This window comes from Mycobacteriales bacterium (genome assembly GCA_040902655.1).
Lineage (GTDB): Bacteria > Actinomycetota > Actinomycetes > Mycobacteriales > SCTD01 > SCTD01.
Genome location: JBBDWV010000015.1, coordinates 22373 through 37978, shown reverse-complemented (window position 1 = coordinate 37978; position 15606 = coordinate 22373). Strand labels below are relative to the sequence as shown.

Below are 15606 nucleotides of genomic sequence, written 5' to 3'. Positions count from 1 at the left end.
GTCGTCGGCGACAAGAGCTGGTCGATCGACATGCAGCGCTACAACTTCCAGTTCACCGGCCAGCGCTTCTACGAGATCCGCAACGGCCGCGTCGTCGGGCAGCTGCGCGACGTGGCGTACCAGGCCACCACCACGGACTTCTGGGGCTCCCTGGAGGCGGTCGGCGGACCGCAGACCTACGTCCTGGGGGGCGCGTTCAACTGCGGCAAGGCGCAGCCCAGTCAGATCGCCGCGGTGTCGCACGGCTGCCCGACCTCGCTGTTCCGCGGCGTCTCGGTCCTCAACACCGCGCAGGAGGGCGGGCGATGAGCGAGATCGTGGAGCGGGCACTCTCGCTGTCGCGCGCGGACGGCTGCCTGGTCGTCGTGGAGGAGAGCAGCAGCGCCAACCTGCGCTGGGCCGGCACCACCCTCACCACCAACGGCGCGGTGCGCGGCCGGTCCGTGTCCGTCATCAGCGTGATCGGGGAGTCCGTCGGCGTCCGCAGCGCGACGGTGGCCGACCGGCTCGAGGACCTCGTGCGCGCGTCCGAACAGGCCGCGGGCGACGCCGGCCCGGCCGAGGACTACGGGCCGCTGGTGGCGGGGCCGGCCGCTGCCGACTTCACCGACCCGGCCGCAGAGACGCCGCCGGACATCTTCGCGGCGGTCGCAGCCGACCTCGGTACGGCCTTCGGAACGGCGCGCACGGACGGCCTCTCGCTCTACGGCTACGCCTCGCACGATCTCACGACCACCTGGCTCGGCTCCTCCACCGGGCTGCGGCTGCGGCACGTGCAGCCCACCGGGTACGTGGAGGTGACCGGCAAGAGCAGCGGCGGCTCGTCGTGGGTCGGCCGGCACACCCGCGACTGGTCCGACGTCTCCGTGCCGGCGCTGGACGCCGAGCTGCGCCGACGGCTCGGCTGGGGCGCCCGGAGGGTGGACCTGCCGGCCGGCCGCTACGAGACGCTGCTGCCGCCGTCGGCCGTCGCGGACCTGATGGCCTACGCCTACTGGACAGCCGCGGGACGCAGCGCGAACGAGGGCCGGACCGTCTTCGCCCGCCCCGGGGGCGGCACCCGGGTCGGGGAACGGCTCGGCCCGGCCGGCCTGCGGCTGTCCTCGGACCCGGACGACCCGGCGCTCGCGACGGTGCCGTTCGTCGTGACGACGGCGTCGTCGGCGATGGCCAGCGTCTTCGACAACGGCCTGCCGCTGCACGCAACCGACTGGCTGCGCGACGGGGCGCTGACCGCGCTGGTGCAGACGCGCGCCTCGGCCGCGACGGCCGCCGCACCGGTCACGCCGTACGTCCACAACCTGCAGATGGACGGCGGCGGCACCGCCTCGACCGACGAGATGGTCGCCTCGACACAGCGCGGCCTGCTGCTGACCTGCCTCTGGTACATCCGGGAGGTCGACCCGCAGACGCTGCTGCTGACCGGCCTGACCCGCGACGGCGTCTACCTCGTCGAGGACGGTGAGGTGGTCGGGGCGGTCAACAATTTCCGGTGGAACGAGAGCCCGGTCGGACTGCTCGGCCGGCTGGCGGAGGTGGGCCGCAGCGAGGCGACACTGCCGCGCGAGTGGAGCGACGACTTCACCTGGACCCGGATGCCGACGCTGCGGGTGGCGGACTTCAACATGAGCTCGGTGAGCCAGGCGAGCTGACGGCGCACAGCTCCTGCGCGTCCCGTCGACACCCGCGTCCCGGCCCCCGCAGACCGGGGCTCAGCGGCGCCGGCTCGCACAGTCGATGCAGGTACGTGCGGTGGGCCGGGCCTGCAGCCGCGCGTCCCCGATCGGCCCGCCGCACCGCTCACAGCTGCCGTACCCGTCCCCGTCCAGCACCTCGAGGGCACGCAGGATGTCGGTCCGGGTCCGGCGGCAGCTCTCGAGCAGGGCAAGCACCTGCTGGCGCTCGAAGGCAATGGTGGCGCCCTCGGGGTCGTGCTCGTCGTCCGCGTTGGACTCCCGGGAGGCGGCGACGATCTCGGCATGCTGCCGCTCCAGGTCACGCAGCTGGGCGTCGTTGTCCGCAAGGGCGGCTTCCAGGTGGGCACGCACACAGGCGACAACGCGGTGCGGGGCGGTCGCATGCCGCGGTCAGCCGGTCAACCGGTCAGCCGGTCAGCCGGAGGAGCAATGGAGCAGCCGGCGGGTGGAACGCATCATCCGCTGAACCTCCCGCGGCGGCACCGCGCCGTCGAGCGCCCTCCGCAGCAGCAGGGCCAGTGAGTACCCACCATCGCTCGCGAGCGCGCGGTCGAGCGCGACGTTCGCCCGCGCCCCGTCACCGCGCGCGTAGGCCACCCACGCGAGCAGGGTGCAGACAGGAGCATCGAACGGTGCCGCGACGAGGCGGGCGACCTGCTCGGTGAGCGACAGCATCGCGTCGGACCGGTCGAGCGCCCAGGTCGCCACCTCGTCGCGCACCCGCACGTCACCCACCGCCACCGCCACCTGCGCCGCTGCCGCCAGGTCCAGGACACCGCCGGCCTCGACCGTCGACAGCGCAGCTCGCGCCGCCGTCAGAGCTGCCCGCCGCGCCTGCCCGGCGCCCCCGGCAGTGCTGCTCCGCCGGGCCGCCTCGGTCAGCGCCTGCTCCGCGGCCACCGCCTGCAGCAGGGTCGGCGCCGCGAGGGAGCGGACCAACTCCTCGCGGGAGGACAGCACCGCCCGGCCGTCGAGCACCTGCTCGCTCTCGACCAGCCCAGGGGCCCTCGGCACCGGCGTCCCGCCCGCCGGACAGCACGACCCGCTGCACAGGTAGGACGTCCACCGGCCGGCATCGACGTGCAGCGCCTCGGACAAGGCGATGCCGCCGGCGACGCACGCCGCACCGAGCAGGTCCACCAGCACCGGCCGGCGCGAGGCGCCGAAGATGACGACGACCGCCGCCGAGGCGCCGTCCTGCACCACCCGTTCGATCAGCATGGTGGCCCCCTGCGACTCCAGCTCGGGTGGGGGCAGGTCGAGTCGCACCGTCAGGCCCAGTCGCCTGCGCCGGCCGCGCAACGACAGCAGGACCACGCTGTCCTGCGGCGGGAACCCGCAGAGGATGGGGATCGTGGCGACGATGTCACCCGGGCTGGACAGCCGGGCGACCGGACGGCTCGACAAAGAGGTCATGCCGGCCACCGTCATCCAGCGCCCACCCTGCGGCCAGCCACGAAGGCCGAGCTGTGGACAACGAACAGGGTCGCCGTTGAGCAGAAACGTCAGCGAGGCGCACCCAGCTATCCGGGGGTGCCGCAGGGTACCGCCGGTAAGGATCCATTTGTGGAACCCGTCACGCCGGTTCTCGGTGCCGGCAGCGCCCGCTCCGGGCACAGGCGTGGCACCGAGATCAGCTCGCCCGGCCCGGTGTCCAGCGTTCTCGGTGCCGGCAGCGCCCGCTCCGGGCACAGGCGTGGCACCGAGATCGATGGGGCAGCCCGGCGGGCAGCCTGCGCAGGACCGGGCCCCGGCTGCTCGGTCCCGCTGCTCAACGGCGCACCGTACCCGGGAGCCCCCGCACGGCGGCCAGGCCGAGGACCGACCGTGGTGAGTACGGGGTCCGCCACAGCCCACCGTGGGCCGCCTGCCGGACGAACAGGTCGTCCGGGTGCCCGAGCTCGACCGGCCCGGTACGCAGGTCGTGCACGAGCAGCGCCGCCATAGCACCCGGCTGGTCGTCGGCGCGAACACCTCCACACCGAAGCTGTGCGCCCCCGCGTACGCCGCTGCCAGCAGGCGGTTCCTGGTCACCGACCGGGTGTGCGTGGCCGGTGCCACGTTGGCGGAGACCGTCAGACCGTCGGCCTGTGCGACCGTGGCCCGCCAGCGCTGCAGCCGCTTGGCAAGGGTGTAGTTCGGCCCCTGCTGCGGTACGAGCACGTCCGCGACAGCCACCTCGGTGCCATCCTCGCGCCGGAGCGTCGAGGGGTAGCCGGGCTGGTAGAGGTCGCCGCGGCTGACCAGCCGCGCCGCGGCCTGCAGCGGACGGCGCCAGCCACGGCGACGCCAGCCCGCCCTGGCCTGCTCGACCACCTCCATCGGGACGACGTAGGCGTCGGTGGGGGTGGCGAGTTCGGCGTACGAGGTGCCCGGCCGGGTGCCGAGCAGGTGCTGCACCACGGCGTCGCTGGCGACGGCCACCTGCACGTGCCGCGCCCCGTCGGCATAGGCGTAGCTGCCGACGGTGACCGGCAGATCGCCGGCCGCGCCGGCCAGCCAGTGCGCCACCTCGGGTGTCTGCGCGAGCAGGTCCGCGCCCGCCTCGGCCGCGACGTCGCCGTCCGGCGAGCCGCCCGCAGGCAGCGGGAGCTCGAGCGTCCCGGCGGATCCGCGGGCGGCGGTGAGCAGCCGATCCTGGACGGCACGCACCGGCAGGTCGACCGCGGCGACGGTCGCACCCCAGCGCAGCAGCGGCTCGACCGGCCCGAGTTCGGCACCGGCACCGAGCACCGCGAAGCCACGGTCGCGCAGGTCCAGCTCGGCCGGGTGCGAGACGACCTGCCGCAACGCCTCCGCGAAGGACGGCTCGACCGTGCCCGACTCCGCCCACGCGTCCAGCTGCCGCAGCAGGGTGTCGCCGCGCAGGTGCTCACCCCGGTACGGCACGACGAGGTCGACCTCGCGTTCACCCTGGCCCGAGGTGCGGTGCGTGCCGAACCCACCGACCGGGCCGGCGGCCACGGCCTCCGGTACGGACGTGCTGGTGCCGTCCCGCTCGAAGCGCATCCGCGCCGCGAGCGACGACAGACCGCCCCGGGCCACCGCCGTGGCGACGTCCGGGCTGCGGGTGGCGACTGCGGTCAGCTCCGCGACCCGCGGAACGTAACCGGCGCGCCAGACACGTTCGGCGTCGATGCGGCCCGCGAGCGCGGCATCGGCATCCCGCACGGCATCTGCCCAGACCGCCTTGCCCGTCGTCGTCGTACTGCGCCGGCCGTCCTCCGCGAAGGGGAAGACGACGCCGGTCGACTCCTGCTCGCTCACGCACACCTCCGTCGGGCGGCACCCGGGGCCGGGCGCCGCGTCCTGACCCTGCCATGGGGACCCTGCCACGAGGACGCCCGGCGACCGGTGCGGAGGTTGGTGCCCCTCCGCCGCGGGCATCTGTCCACAGTGACCTCGCCACCCCTGGAGATGGTGGTGGAGACGGTGCCGGCGAGTGTGGCCCGGATCCGCCGCTTCGCCACCGACGCCTGTCGCCTCAGCGCGCCCGACGCGGACTGCGACACCGTGTCGCTGCTGGTCAGCGAGGTGGCGACCAACGCGCTGATCCACGGCGTGGGCCAGGTCCGGGTCCGGGTCGTCCCGCAGTCGAAGGGTGTCCGCATCGAGGTGATCGACGGCAGCGCGACCCTGCCCCATCCTCGGGACGCCGCACTTCTGGACGAGGGCGGCCGTGGCCTGGCCCTGGTCGATGCGCTGGCCTCGTCCTGGGGCGCCGAGCCGACGGGGGCCGGCAAGACGGTCTGGTTCGAGGTCGGGGCCGCGGTCGACACCAGACCCGACGCCGACGTGGCTCCACCACAGGTCGGCGGGTAGCCGACCGGGCCCGCGACGGCGAGCACCTCGTGCGGCAACCGGTCCTGGCGCCTACGGTGACCGCCGTGGACGTGCTGGCAAGGAACAACGTGACGGTGAGTGGTCTGGACAGCGGTCCGCCGATGGTTCTGGCCCATGGCTTCGGCTGCGACCAGGGCATGTGGCGCTACATCGCTCCCGCCTTCGAGCAGACCCACCGCGTCGTGCTGTTCGACCACGTCGGCGCCGGCGGTTCCGACCTGTCCGCGTACGACCCGGTGCGTCACAGCGGGCTGGAGGGTTACGCGAGTGACGTCCTCGACGTCCTCACCGGGCTGGACCTACCGCCCGTCGTCCTGGTCGGGCACTCCGTCAGCGCCGTCATCGCGGTGCTGGCGGCGGCGGAGCGGCCGGAGCTGTTCGACCGGCTGGTGCTGGTCTGCCCCAGCCCGCGCTACATCGACGACGAGAACTACCGCGGCGGTTTCCGGCAGGAGGAGATCGATGAACTGCTCGAGACGATGGACGACAACTACCTCGGCTGGTCGACCCACATCGCCCCCGTCATCATGGGTGTCCCGGCGCGGCCGGAGCTCGGCCAGGAGCTGACCAGCAGCTTCTGCCGGACCGACCCGACGATCGCCCGACGGTTCGCCCGCACGACGTTCCTGTCGGACAACCGCGCCGACCTGGCCCGGGTCCGTACCCCCGCCTTGGTCGTGCAGTGCCGAGAGGACGTCATCGCCCCTCCGGAGGTCGGCCGCTACGTGCACGAGCACCTCGCGGGCAGCGAGCTGGTGGTGCTCGATGCCACCGGCCACTGTCCCAACCTGAGCGCGCCGGACGCGCTCGTCACCGCGATGCAGCGCTATCTGCTAGCGGCGTGACGCCACCGGCCCGTTGGGAGGATGCTCCCTGCGGCCTTCTCACGCTGCGCCCGGACGGCACCGTCGGCGAGGCGAACGGGACCGTCCTCGAGTGGCTGGGCCGCACCGAGCGGGACGTGCTGGGATGTCAGCTCAGCGAGCTGCTCTCGGTCGGCGGTCGGATCTACTGGGAGACGCACCTGTCCCCCCTGCTGCACGTCGACGGCCGGGTGGACGAGGTCGCGGTCGAGCTGAGGGCGGCCGGCGGGCGGCTGCCCGTGCTGCTCACTGCGGTGCGGTCCGGCGACGGGGTGCACGTCGCCCTGTCCAGCGCGCGGGAGCGCTCGCGTTACGAACGGGAGCTGCTGTCGGCGCGGGCGGCTGCGGACCGCTCGGCCACCCAACTGCGCGCGCTGCAGGAGGTGACGGCGGCGCTCTCGCAAGCCCTGGGGGTCGAGGGTGTCGCACAGGCACTGCTGGCCGCGGCGGTCGCCCCTCTCGGCGCCGCCGCCGGCACCCTGTGGCTGTCCGATCGTGAGACCGGGCTCATCCGGCACAGCTCGCGGGGAGAGCCCGCCGGCGCCTGTGAGCTGCCCGCGCCGGCGCTGCTCCAGCGGACGGCGGTCGTCACCGACGGCGGGCGCGCGGTCGTGCCGCTGCGCGGACACTCGGTGCTGCAGGGAGTGCTCTCGCTGCTCCCGCCGGACACCGCCGCCGCCGAGTCGCCGGACCTCGAGATGCTCACGACCGTCGGGCAGCAGGCCGGCCTGGCCCTGGACCGGGCGCAGCTGTACGAGCAGAGCGCCATGGTGGCGCACGAGCTCCAGCACTCCCTGCTCGCGGTGGAGCCGCCGCGCGACGGCCGGTTCGCCGTCGCCACCGCGTACCGGCCCGGGGTGGAGATGCTCGAGGTCGGCGGCGACTGGTACGACGTGTTCGCAGCCGAGCCGGACGTGCTCTCGGTGGTGGTGGGCGACGTCGTCGGCCGCGGGCTGCACGCCGCCAGCACCATGGGGCAGCTCCGCAGCGCCGTCCGGGCCGTCGCCGCCTCCGAGGTGGGGCCGGCCCGCCTGCTGTCGCGGCTGGACCGGTTCGTCGATCAGGTCGAGGCTGCCGCCATGGCCACCGTGGCGTACGCCGAGCTCGACCTGGACGAGGGTCGGCTGCGTTACGCCTGCGCCGGGCACCCCCCGCCGTTGCTGCTGCCCGTAGCCGGACGGCCACGGCTGCTGTGGGAAGGCCGCTCGACACCGCTCGGCGCATTCGCCCCCGCCCAGCACCGGGCGGAGGCGACGGTGCAGCTCACGCCCGGCGACCGGGTCCTGCTCTACACCGACGGTCTGTTCGAGCGGCGGGACCGGGACCTGGACGACGGGCTTGCCGTGCTCGAACGGGTCACTGCCGAGCTGCACAGCGTCCCGCTGGCCGAGGCGGTGGCCCGGCTCACGCAGACCCTGCTGCTCGACGAGCGGGTACGCGACGACGTCTGCGTGCTGATGCTGTCCTGGGCGGGCCGGCCCTTCCACCGGACCCTGCCGGCGGACCTGACCGGCCTGTCGGCCATCCGTCAGGAGCTGGCAGCGTGGCTGGCCGAACGCGGCCTCGACGGCCAGACCGCCGACGACCTGGTCCTGGCGGCATCGGAAGCCATGGCCAACGCCGCCGAACACGGCAGCGGCCGGCGCTCCGAGGAGTCGGTCGCGCTCAGTGCCGAGCTCGAACAGCGGCCGGACCACCAGGACCAGGTGGTGGTAACGGTGCGCGATCGCGGCCGGTGGCGCACCGGTCCGGCCTCGCACGAGCGCGGTCGCGGCCTCATGATCATGCGAGCGCTCGTCGACGTCGCCGTGCAGGAGGGGGACGGCACCACGGTGGTCCTGCGACGAACTCTGCCCCGGGAGCCGTCATGACCCTCGAGGAGGTGTCGGGCGAGGACCTCCACGGAGTACGGGTGCTGCGTGCCCACGGAGAGCTGGACGTCGTCACGACGCGCGCCCTGCTCGGGGACCCGGCCGCACTGACCGGCGGTGGACCGCTGGTGCTGGACCTCTCGGCGGCGACCTTCCTCGACAGCGCGGGGGTCCGCCTCGTGGACCGGCTGGCCCGCGAGTGCGCGCAGTCCGGCGGGTACTTCCGCGTGGTGGCACCACCGGGCTCGCGCGCGCGGCGGGTCCTGGAGGTGGTCGGACTGGCCGGTGCGCTCGCGAGCGACGACCTCCCCGCCGCCGTCGCGCAGGTGCGCGAGGGCACGAAGGGCGGCTGACGGACCGGGCCGGACGGGTCCGACCGCTGCGGGCTCTGGCTTTGCGGAGCGGTCGGTGCCACTGTGGTGCCCTGCGGCGAAAGGCGGTCGGGCGATGATCCTGGACAGGGTGCAGCGCTACGCCCCGCTGGACGTGGAGGCCCTCGCGGCCGCACTGGGCGAACTGCCCGGCTGGCGCTGCGACGGGACCCGGCTGATCCGGACGGTCGTGCCCCACGATCTGTGGGCGCTGCTGGAGCAGGTCTGCGCCGTCGAGGGCGAGCTCGACCACCACACCGAGGTCACGCTGGACGCCGGCACGGTGACCTTTCTGCTGTGGACGCACGTGCGCGACGCGGTCACGCTGGCGGACGTGGAGTTGGCGCGCAGGCTGGACCTCATCACCGAGGAGCTCGGCCTTGCCGGCGCCGCCTCCGGGACGACCCTCAGCGGGAACGGCGGGCCGGCGTCGGCTGACCGGCCCGTGCAGCGAGTTCCGCGCGGGTGCGTGCCGGACCGGCACTGCGGCCGGACATCTTCCGCGACGCCGAGCCGCCCTGCTTGATCGGTGCCGAGCCCTGACCCTGCCGCTGACCACGGGCTACTCGGGCCCGTACCGGCTCCTCGACCACCGGCGCCGGCTCGACGTACGGCGCCGCAGGCCCGGCCAGCTCGGCGATCCGGTCCGAACCGGGACGGACGGCGACCGTGGCCGGCCGGATGCCGGCCTGCTTCGCCAGCGCACGCACCTCCCCCGCCTGCTCGGGCAGCGCGAGCGTGACGACGGTGCCGCCGGCGCCCGCGCGGGCGGTACGGCCGGACCGGTGCAGGTAGGCCTTGTGCTCGGTCGGCGGGTCGACGTGGACCACCAGTGCCACGTCGTCGACGTGGATGCCGCGGGCGGCGATGTCGGTCGCGACCAGGACCCGGGTGCTGCCCTCGGTGAAGGCCGACAGGTTGCGCTCGCGGGCCCCCTGGCTGAGGTTGCCGTGCAGCTCGACGGCGGGGATCCCGGCGGCGGTCAGCTGCTTGGCCAGCTTCTTCGCGGTGTGCTTGGTGCGCAAGAACAGCAGACTGCGGCCGGTTCCGGCGGCCAGCTCCCGGACGACGGCCGGCTTGTCCGCCGCGCTGACGCTGAAGACGTGGTGCGTCATCGTCGACACTGGGGCGACGGCCGGATCGACCGAATGCGTGACCGGCGAGGACAGGTAGCGCTTGACCACCACATCGACTCCGTTGTCGAGAGTGGCGGAGAACAGCATCCGCTGGCCGCGGGCGGGGGTGCGGTCGAGCAGCCGCCTGACCACAGGCAGGAAGCCCAGGTCGGCCATGTGGTCCGCCTCGTCGAGCACGGTGATCTCCACGCCGGACAGGTCGCAGAAGCCTTGGCCGATGAGATCCTCCAGCCGTCCCGGGCAGGCGATGAGGACGTCGACGCCAGGGGCCAGCGCCTTCACCTGCGGGTTCTGCCCGACGCCGCCGAACACGACCGTCGAGGTGAGGCCGGCGGCCTGCGCGAGCGGTGCCACGACGGCGAGCACCTGGTTGGCCAGCTCACGGGTCGGGACGAGCACGAGGGCGCGCGGCTGCCTGGGGCTGCGGCGGCCGCCGATCAGCCGGGTGACGAGCGGAAGGCTGAAGGCCAGCGTCTTCCCGCTACCCGTACGGCCCCGGCCGAGCACGTCGCGGCCGGCCAGGCTGTCCGGCAGCGTAGCGGTCTGGATCGGGAACGGCGCGTCGATGCCCTGTGCGGCGAGTGCCGCGACGAGGCCGGCCGGGACGCCGAGCGCAGTGAAGCCGCCGGCGGAGTTCTGGAGTGACATGAGGTCCTTGCGGGAGGCGGAGCACTGGCGCCTGCCTGCGGGACTCCGCGGCGGCGGCTCGACAGGGTCAAGGTCCTCCGGAGCCGGTCTGTTCCGCGGCAGGCGCGCCGCAGCGGCCGCACACTCCCGTCCGCGACCCCCGTGAAAGGCTCGGCGGCGTGCAGACCATGACGCCCGGAATCGCGATCCTCCCGTCCGGATCGGAGCCGATGGCCGCGGCCGTGCAGGCGGGCGGTGGCAAGGTCGTCGGGATCTCCGACCGACCGGACGCGCTGGTGTGGATGGCCCCGCGGGACAGCGCCGGCCTGCGCGAGGCACTCCAGGCAGCTCCCTCGGCCCGCTGGGTCCAGCTGCCGTTCGCCGGCGTGGAGGACTTCGTGGACGTTCTCGAGCCGTCCCGCACCTGGACCTGCGCCAAGGGCGTGTACGCCGAGCCGACCGCGGAGCATGCGCTCGCGCTCGCCCTCGCCGGCCTGCGGCGGCTGCCGGCCCGCGCCCGCGCCACATCGTGGGGCGAGCAGGATGCCCTCTCGCTGTTCGACGCCCCTGTCGTCGTGCTGGGCGGCGGCGGGATCACCCAGTCGCTGCTGTCACTGCTGTCGCCCTTCCGCTGCCGGGTGACGGTGGTGCGGCGGTCGGCAGAGCCCGTGCCGGGTGCGGCGCGCACCGTCCCGGTGGAGATGCTCGACGAGGTGCTGCCGGACGCGCGACTGGTCGTGCTGGCGCTGGCCCTCACCCCCGAGACCACACACGTCATCGGGGCCCGGCAGCTCGCGGCGATGTCGTCGTCGGCCTGGCTGGTCAACATCGCCCGTGGCCGGCACGTCGACACCGACGCGCTGGTGACGGCGCTGCGGGAGCGCAGCATCGGCGGCGCCGCCATCGACGTCACCGACCCGGAGCCGCTGCCGGACGGCCACCCGCTCTGGACGCTGCCTAACTGCCTGATCACCCCGCACACCGCCAACCCGTGGCAGACGGCGCAGCCGCTGCTCGCGCAGCGGGTCACCGACAACGTGCGCCGGTTCGGCAGCGGCGAGCCGTTGCTCGGACTCGTGGACCGGACAGCCGGCTACTAGCCCCTCGGGACGCGCAGGCCGAGCAGGGCACAGCCGGCGACGACCAGTGAGCTGAAGCCGAGCGCGGCACCGAACGACGCCTGGTCGATGAGCAGCCCGGCAGCCAGCGGGCCGAGGACCGAGCCGAGGTCGCTGCTCATCTGCCACACCGCGACGGCCGTGCCGCCCCTTCCCTCGACGACATCGCCGACGATCGCCGCCGGTGCCACGCCGAGCAGAGCGGCGCCTGCCCCGAACACGGTCATCGACAGCAGCAGCGTCAGCGGCCCGCTGGTGGCGGCGAGGCCGGCGAGTGCAGCGGCGGTGATCAGCCCGCCGGCGACCAGCGTCGGCCGTCGCCCGACCTGGTCGACTGCCCGGCCCGCGGGCAGCAGCAGGACGGTCTGCACCAGCGCCGCCAGGGTGAAGGCGGCGCCGATCCAGCCGGGAGCCAGGTCCAGCCCCTGCACCACGAGCAGCGGCACCACGGTGCTGCGTACGCCGAGCACGCTGAAGCCGACGGCGAAGTTGCCGGCGAGCGCGGCCCGGTAGGCCGGGCTGGCCAGCGCGGTCGACAGGGTGGTGCGCGGCGGCTCGGGCGCCACCGCGCGCGGCACCCCGTCGTCCTCCCCCACGCCCGGCGCCACCTGCGGCGGCGGCTGCTGCGCGCCCGGCGGCCGGGGCAGCATCGTCGCGGCGACCACGGCGGCGACCACCAGGGTCACGGTGTAGAGGAAGAACGGGGCGCGCAGCGAGATGCCCAGCACGGCGCCGCCGAAGGCGGGCCCCACCACGCCGCCGAGCAGGAAGCCCCCGCGGTAGATGCTCTGCGTCTGCCCGCGTTGAGCGGCGCTCGCCACCCGCAACAGCAGGCTGGTGGCGGCGATGGTGAACACCGCCGAACCGACGCCGCCGACGCCGCGCAGGACGAGCAGCTGCGGGTAGCTCACCGCGAGCCCGGCGAGCAGCGAGGAGACTGCCACCACCGTGAGACCGGCCAGCAGGGCGGTGCGCTCCCCGACCCGGTCGACCAGGCGTCCCCCCGCCAGTCCGGACACCAGGCGCATGAGGGCGAAGGCGGAGACCACCGCTCCGGCAGCCGTCGGCCCGACCCCGAACTGGAGCGCGAACAGCGGTACGGCCGGCACCACGATGCCGAAGCCGAGGGCCACGCAGAACGCCACGAGGGCGAGCGCGAACGTCTCACGCGGAAGGCCGCGCAGGCCGGGCGGCAGTCGCACCGCCGCATCCTCCCCGAGGGCGGTTGCGGCCGGCGCAGCACCCTGGGGTAGACCTGCGGCTGGACAAGGAGGCATGGATGGCGGAGCAGCGGTCGGTCGAGGTGCTGTGGCGGCCCTCGCCGGAGCGGGTCGAGGGGTCGCGGCTGGCCCGGTTCGCCGCGCAGGTGCGTGAGCGGCACGACGTCGAGGTGGCCGACTACGACGCGCTGTGGCGCTGGTCGGTCGAGCACCTCGAGGACTTCTGGGCACTCGTGTGGGACTCCTTCCAGGTGCTGGCCTCCACGCCGTACGAGCAGGTGCTGACCACCCGCACGATGCCGGCGGCGCAGTGGTTTCCCGGAGCCCGGCTGAACCTCGCCGAGAACGTCCTGCGGGTACGCGGACCACGCCCGGCGCTGGTCGCCGCCGGCGAGGACGGGCCGGCGGTGGAGCTGTCGTGGGACGAGCTGCGCGGCCAGGTCGGGGCGCTGCAGGCCATGCTGCGCGAGCTCGGCGTCGGGCCGGGCGACCGGGTGGTCGGCTACCTGCCGAACGTACCCGCTGCCATCGTGGCCTTCCTCGCCTGCGCCAGCGTCGGCGCGGTCTGGTCGGCCTGCGCGCCGGACATCGGCCCGGCCAGCGCGGTCGACCGCTTCGCCCAACTCGAGCCGCGCGTCCTGGTCACCGCCGACGGCTACCGCTTCGGCGGGAAGCCGCGGGACCGGCGCGACGCGGTGGACGAGTTGCTCGACGGGCTGCCGACGGTGACCGCCGTCGTCTCGGTGCCGCTGCTCGGCGAGCTCGTGCAGCGGCCGGGGCTGCAGGTCGTGGCCTGGGAGCAGACGGTGGCGCAGCCACGCGAGCCGGAGTTCGCTCAGCTGCCGGCCGAGGCACCGCTGTGGGTCGTCTACTCCTCGGGCACCACCGGGCTGCCGAAGGGCCTGGTGCACGACCACGCCGGCGTGCTGCTCATGGGTTTGGCGCAAAACGGGCTGCAGTACGACCTCGGTCCGGACGACCGCTACTTCTGGTACACCACGACCAGCTGGATCATGTGGAATACGCTGATCGGCGCCTTGTCGGTCGGCGCGACCGCGGTGCTCTACGACGGCAGCCCGTTGTGGCCCTCGCCGGACCGGCTGTGGCAGCTCGCCGAGGACCACCGCATCACCCGGCTCGGCACCAGTCCCGGCTACCTGCTGGCCTCGGAGAAGGCCGGGCTGCGACCGGGCCACCAGCACGACCTGTCCGCGCTGCGTGCCGTCGGCTCGACGGGGTCACCGCTGCCGGCCTCGTCCTTTCGCTGGGTGTACGACGCCGTGCGTGAGGACCTCGCGCTGCATGTCATCAGTGGCGGCACCGACTTCGCCGGGGCGATCCTGCTCGACGCGCCGTGGCTGCCGGTCACGGCAGGGGAGATGGCCTGCCGCGGGCTCGGCGTGCACGTCGAGGCGTGGGACGAGCAGGGCCGGCCGCTGGTGGACGAGGTCGGCGAGCTCGTCGTCTGCGCGCCGGTTCCGTCGATGCCGACCGGGATCTGGGGCGACGGCTCCGGCCGGCGGCTGCACGACGCCTACTTCGACGTCTACCCGGGCGTGTGGCGGCACGGCGACTGGCTCACGATCACCTCCCGCGGCACCGCCGTCGTGCACGGCCGGTCGGACTCGACCCTCAACCGGCACGGCGTGCGGATGGGCAGCGCGGACATCTACGCGGCCGTCGAAGGGATGCCGGAGGTTGCGGAGGCGCTCGTGCTGGGCGTCGAGCTGCCGGACGGCGGCTACTGGCTGCCGCTGTTCGTCCGGCTGACCGACGGCGTCCGGCTGGACGAGGGGCTGGTGGAGCGCATCTCGCGCACGGTCCGGGAGCAGGCCTCGCCGCGGCACGTCCCCGACGAGGTGGTCGCTGTGCCGGCGATCCCGCACACCAGCACCGGCAAGAAGCTGGAGGTGCCGTTGAAGCGGATCGCGCAGGGGGTGCCGCTCGACAAGGCGCTGAACCTGGGTTCGGTCGACGACCCGGCGGCGGTGCACTGGTTCGTGGAGCACCTGGCGACCCGCCGGGACTGAGGCCGTCACGCCGCGCTGCTACCCCCCTCTCGGTCCGGAGTTGACGACGGTCGATCAGCTGCCCCGCGGGAGGCGCCCGGGCGGTCCGCGGCCACGGCATCCGTGGGGTAGGGCGTCCCCATCAGGTAGCACCCCCACCGGCCCGGCGGGCGGACGACGCGGGCCGGCCGGCCGGTGGGATCGACCCGGTTGTCCATGGCGTCGCGCACCCGGTCCACGAGGGCATCGGCCCAGCAGAGCAGCGTGGACAGCGGCGTGTGCCGGTTGTGCGGATGCGGCCGGCTCGGCGCCGTCGCCATGGCGCGGGCCAGCCGATGCGCCAGCTTCTCCCGCTCGGGCGCGGTGAGCGCCGTGGACAGGGCCTCGACGAGCTCGCGCTCGGCCTCGGCGTGCTGCCGCAAGCGGTCCCGCACCTCGTCCGCCAGCGTCGCGATCGGGACATCTGCGACGTGCACGTCTCCCGTCAGCCTCCGGTCGAGCCGGCACAGCGCCTGCTGCAGGCTGCGGTCCACCGCGCGCAGGGCGTTCACCCGCCCGCGCCCGCCGGGCAGCCGCCGCTTCCCCGCGGCGTAGAGGACCCGATCGGTGGCGGCGAGGTGCGCGGAGCACCAGGCGACCGCGGCGAGCGGACCGACACGGTCCTCCAGGGCGGCGAGGGCCCGGTCGTGCGGCTCGCTGGACACCGCCAGCAGATCGACCGGATTCTCGACGTCGTTGTCCATCCAGCGCCTCCAGAAGGAAAGCCGGTGCGGTGGCTCCGCGGCGGCCGTGCGAACAGAGTCGGATTCTGCGCCCGCGTTGGACGTTCTGTCGAGTTCCCGCACGACATC

Annotated in this window: 14 protein-coding genes; 9 read left to right on the top strand and 5 right to left on the bottom strand. The window is 74.2% G+C overall.

What is annotated here, in order from left to right; translation table 11 throughout:
* Positions 1–309: metallopeptidase TldD-related protein (locus WD794_03945; protein ID MEX2289464.1), on the top strand; the 309-nt coding region annotated here is incomplete at its 5' end.
* Complete coding sequence (locus WD794_03940; GenBank protein MEX2289463.1) at positions 306–1652, top strand: metallopeptidase TldD-related protein; 1347 nt, start codon at positions 306–308, stop codon at positions 1650–1652. The genes WD794_03945 and WD794_03940, both read left to right, overlap by 4 nt.
* Before the next feature lie 60 nt (positions 1653–1712).
* Here WD794_03940 and WD794_03935 read toward each other — a convergent pair whose 3' ends face one another.
* The gene (locus WD794_03935) at positions 1713–2048 is read right to left on the bottom strand and encodes a TraR/DksA family transcriptional regulator (GenBank protein ID MEX2289462.1); all 336 of its coding nucleotides are present in this window, start codon (positions 2046–2048) and stop codon (positions 1713–1715) included.
* 63 nt (positions 2049–2111) lie between these two features.
* The gene (locus WD794_03930; protein MEX2289461.1) at positions 2112–4964 is read right to left on the bottom strand and encodes a DUF4192 domain-containing protein; all 2853 of its coding nucleotides are present in this window, start codon (positions 4962–4964) and stop codon (positions 2112–2114) included.
* A gap of 129 nt (positions 4965–5093) precedes the next feature.
* Here WD794_03930 and WD794_03925 point away from each other — a divergent pair, with 129 nt between their 5' ends.
* From WD794_03925 to WD794_03905, 5 genes are all read left to right on the top strand, one after another.
* Entirely contained in the window at positions 5094–5519 is a 426-nt protein-coding gene (locus tag WD794_03925) for an ATP-binding protein (protein MEX2289460.1), read from the top strand.
* 65 nt (positions 5520–5584) lie between these two features.
* Complete coding sequence (locus WD794_03920) at positions 5585–6385, top strand: alpha/beta hydrolase (protein ID MEX2289459.1); 801 nt, start codon at positions 5585–5587, stop codon at positions 6383–6385.
* The gene (locus WD794_03915; protein ID MEX2289458.1) at positions 6382–8274 is read left to right on the top strand and encodes a SpoIIE family protein phosphatase; all 1893 of its coding nucleotides are present in this window, start codon (positions 6382–6384) and stop codon (positions 8272–8274) included. Before WD794_03920 ends, WD794_03915 begins: the two co-directional genes overlap by 4 nt.
* Positions 8271–8627: an STAS domain-containing protein gene (locus WD794_03910; GenBank protein ID MEX2289457.1), complete on the top strand. Its 357-nt coding sequence runs from the start codon at positions 8271–8273 to the stop codon at positions 8625–8627. Before WD794_03915 ends, WD794_03910 begins: the two co-directional genes overlap by 4 nt.
* Positions 8628–8721: 94 nt before the next feature.
* Positions 8722–9171: a 4a-hydroxytetrahydrobiopterin dehydratase gene (locus tag WD794_03905; protein MEX2289456.1), complete on the top strand. Its 450-nt coding sequence runs from the start codon at positions 8722–8724 to the stop codon at positions 9169–9171.
* Here WD794_03905 and WD794_03900 read toward each other — a convergent pair.
* The gene (locus WD794_03900) at positions 9053–10429 is read right to left on the bottom strand and encodes a DEAD/DEAH box helicase (protein MEX2289455.1); all 1377 of its coding nucleotides are present in this window, start codon (positions 10427–10429) and stop codon (positions 9053–9055) included. The two genes, WD794_03905 and WD794_03900, sit on opposite strands and share 119 nt — an antisense overlap.
* 167 nt (positions 10430–10596) lie before the next feature.
* Between WD794_03900 and WD794_03895 the strand changes: the two genes are divergently transcribed.
* Positions 10597–11508 carry a D-isomer specific 2-hydroxyacid dehydrogenase family protein gene (locus tag WD794_03895; GenBank protein ID MEX2289454.1) on the top strand — a complete coding sequence of 304 codons (912 nt, stop codon included), beginning with the start codon at positions 10597–10599 and terminating at the stop codon, positions 11506–11508.
* Here WD794_03895 and WD794_03890 read toward each other — a convergent pair.
* Positions 11505–12728 (bottom strand): MFS transporter, encoded by a 1224-nt coding sequence (locus WD794_03890; protein MEX2289453.1) that lies wholly within the window; start codon positions 12726–12728, stop codon positions 11505–11507. The two genes, WD794_03895 and WD794_03890, sit on opposite strands and share 4 nt — an antisense overlap.
* A 77-nt stretch (positions 12729–12805) precedes the next feature.
* Between WD794_03890 and WD794_03885 the strand changes: the two genes are divergently transcribed.
* Complete coding sequence (locus WD794_03885) at positions 12806–14776, top strand: acetoacetate--CoA ligase (GenBank protein ID MEX2289452.1); 1971 nt, start codon at positions 12806–12808, stop codon at positions 14774–14776.
* A gap of 5 nt (positions 14777–14781) precedes the next feature.
* On the opposite strand, the gene WD794_03880 is transcribed toward WD794_03885, so the two are convergent.
* The gene (locus tag WD794_03880) at positions 14782–15498 is read right to left on the bottom strand and encodes a hemerythrin domain-containing protein (protein ID MEX2289451.1); all 717 of its coding nucleotides are present in this window, start codon (positions 15496–15498) and stop codon (positions 14782–14784) included.
* Positions 15499–15606: the final 108 nt, after the last annotated feature.

Excerpts from the sequence above, each read along its gene's own strand:
- WD794_03885 (MEX2289452.1), top strand. The coding sequence starts at position 12,806 with ATGGCGGAGCAGCGGTCGGTCGAGGTGCTGTGGCGGCCCTCGCCGGAG.
- WD794_03940 (MEX2289463.1), top strand. The coding sequence starts at position 306 with ATGAGCGAGATCGTGGAGCGGGCACTCTCGCTGTCGCGCGCGGACGGC.
- WD794_03880 (MEX2289451.1), bottom strand. The coding sequence starts at position 15,498 with ATGGACAACGACGTCGAGAATCCGGTCGATCTGCTGGCGGTGTCCAGC.
- WD794_03895 (MEX2289454.1), top strand. The coding sequence starts at position 10,597 with ATGACGCCCGGAATCGCGATCCTCCCGTCCGGATCGGAGCCGATGGCC.
- WD794_03905 (MEX2289456.1), top strand. The coding sequence starts at position 8,722 with ATGATCCTGGACAGGGTGCAGCGCTACGCCCCGCTGGACGTGGAGGCC.
- WD794_03900 (MEX2289455.1), bottom strand. The coding sequence starts at position 10,429 with ATGTCACTCCAGAACTCCGCCGGCGGCTTCACTGCGCTCGGCGTCCCG.
- WD794_03910 (MEX2289457.1), top strand. The coding sequence starts at position 8,271 with ATGACCCTCGAGGAGGTGTCGGGCGAGGACCTCCACGGAGTACGGGTG.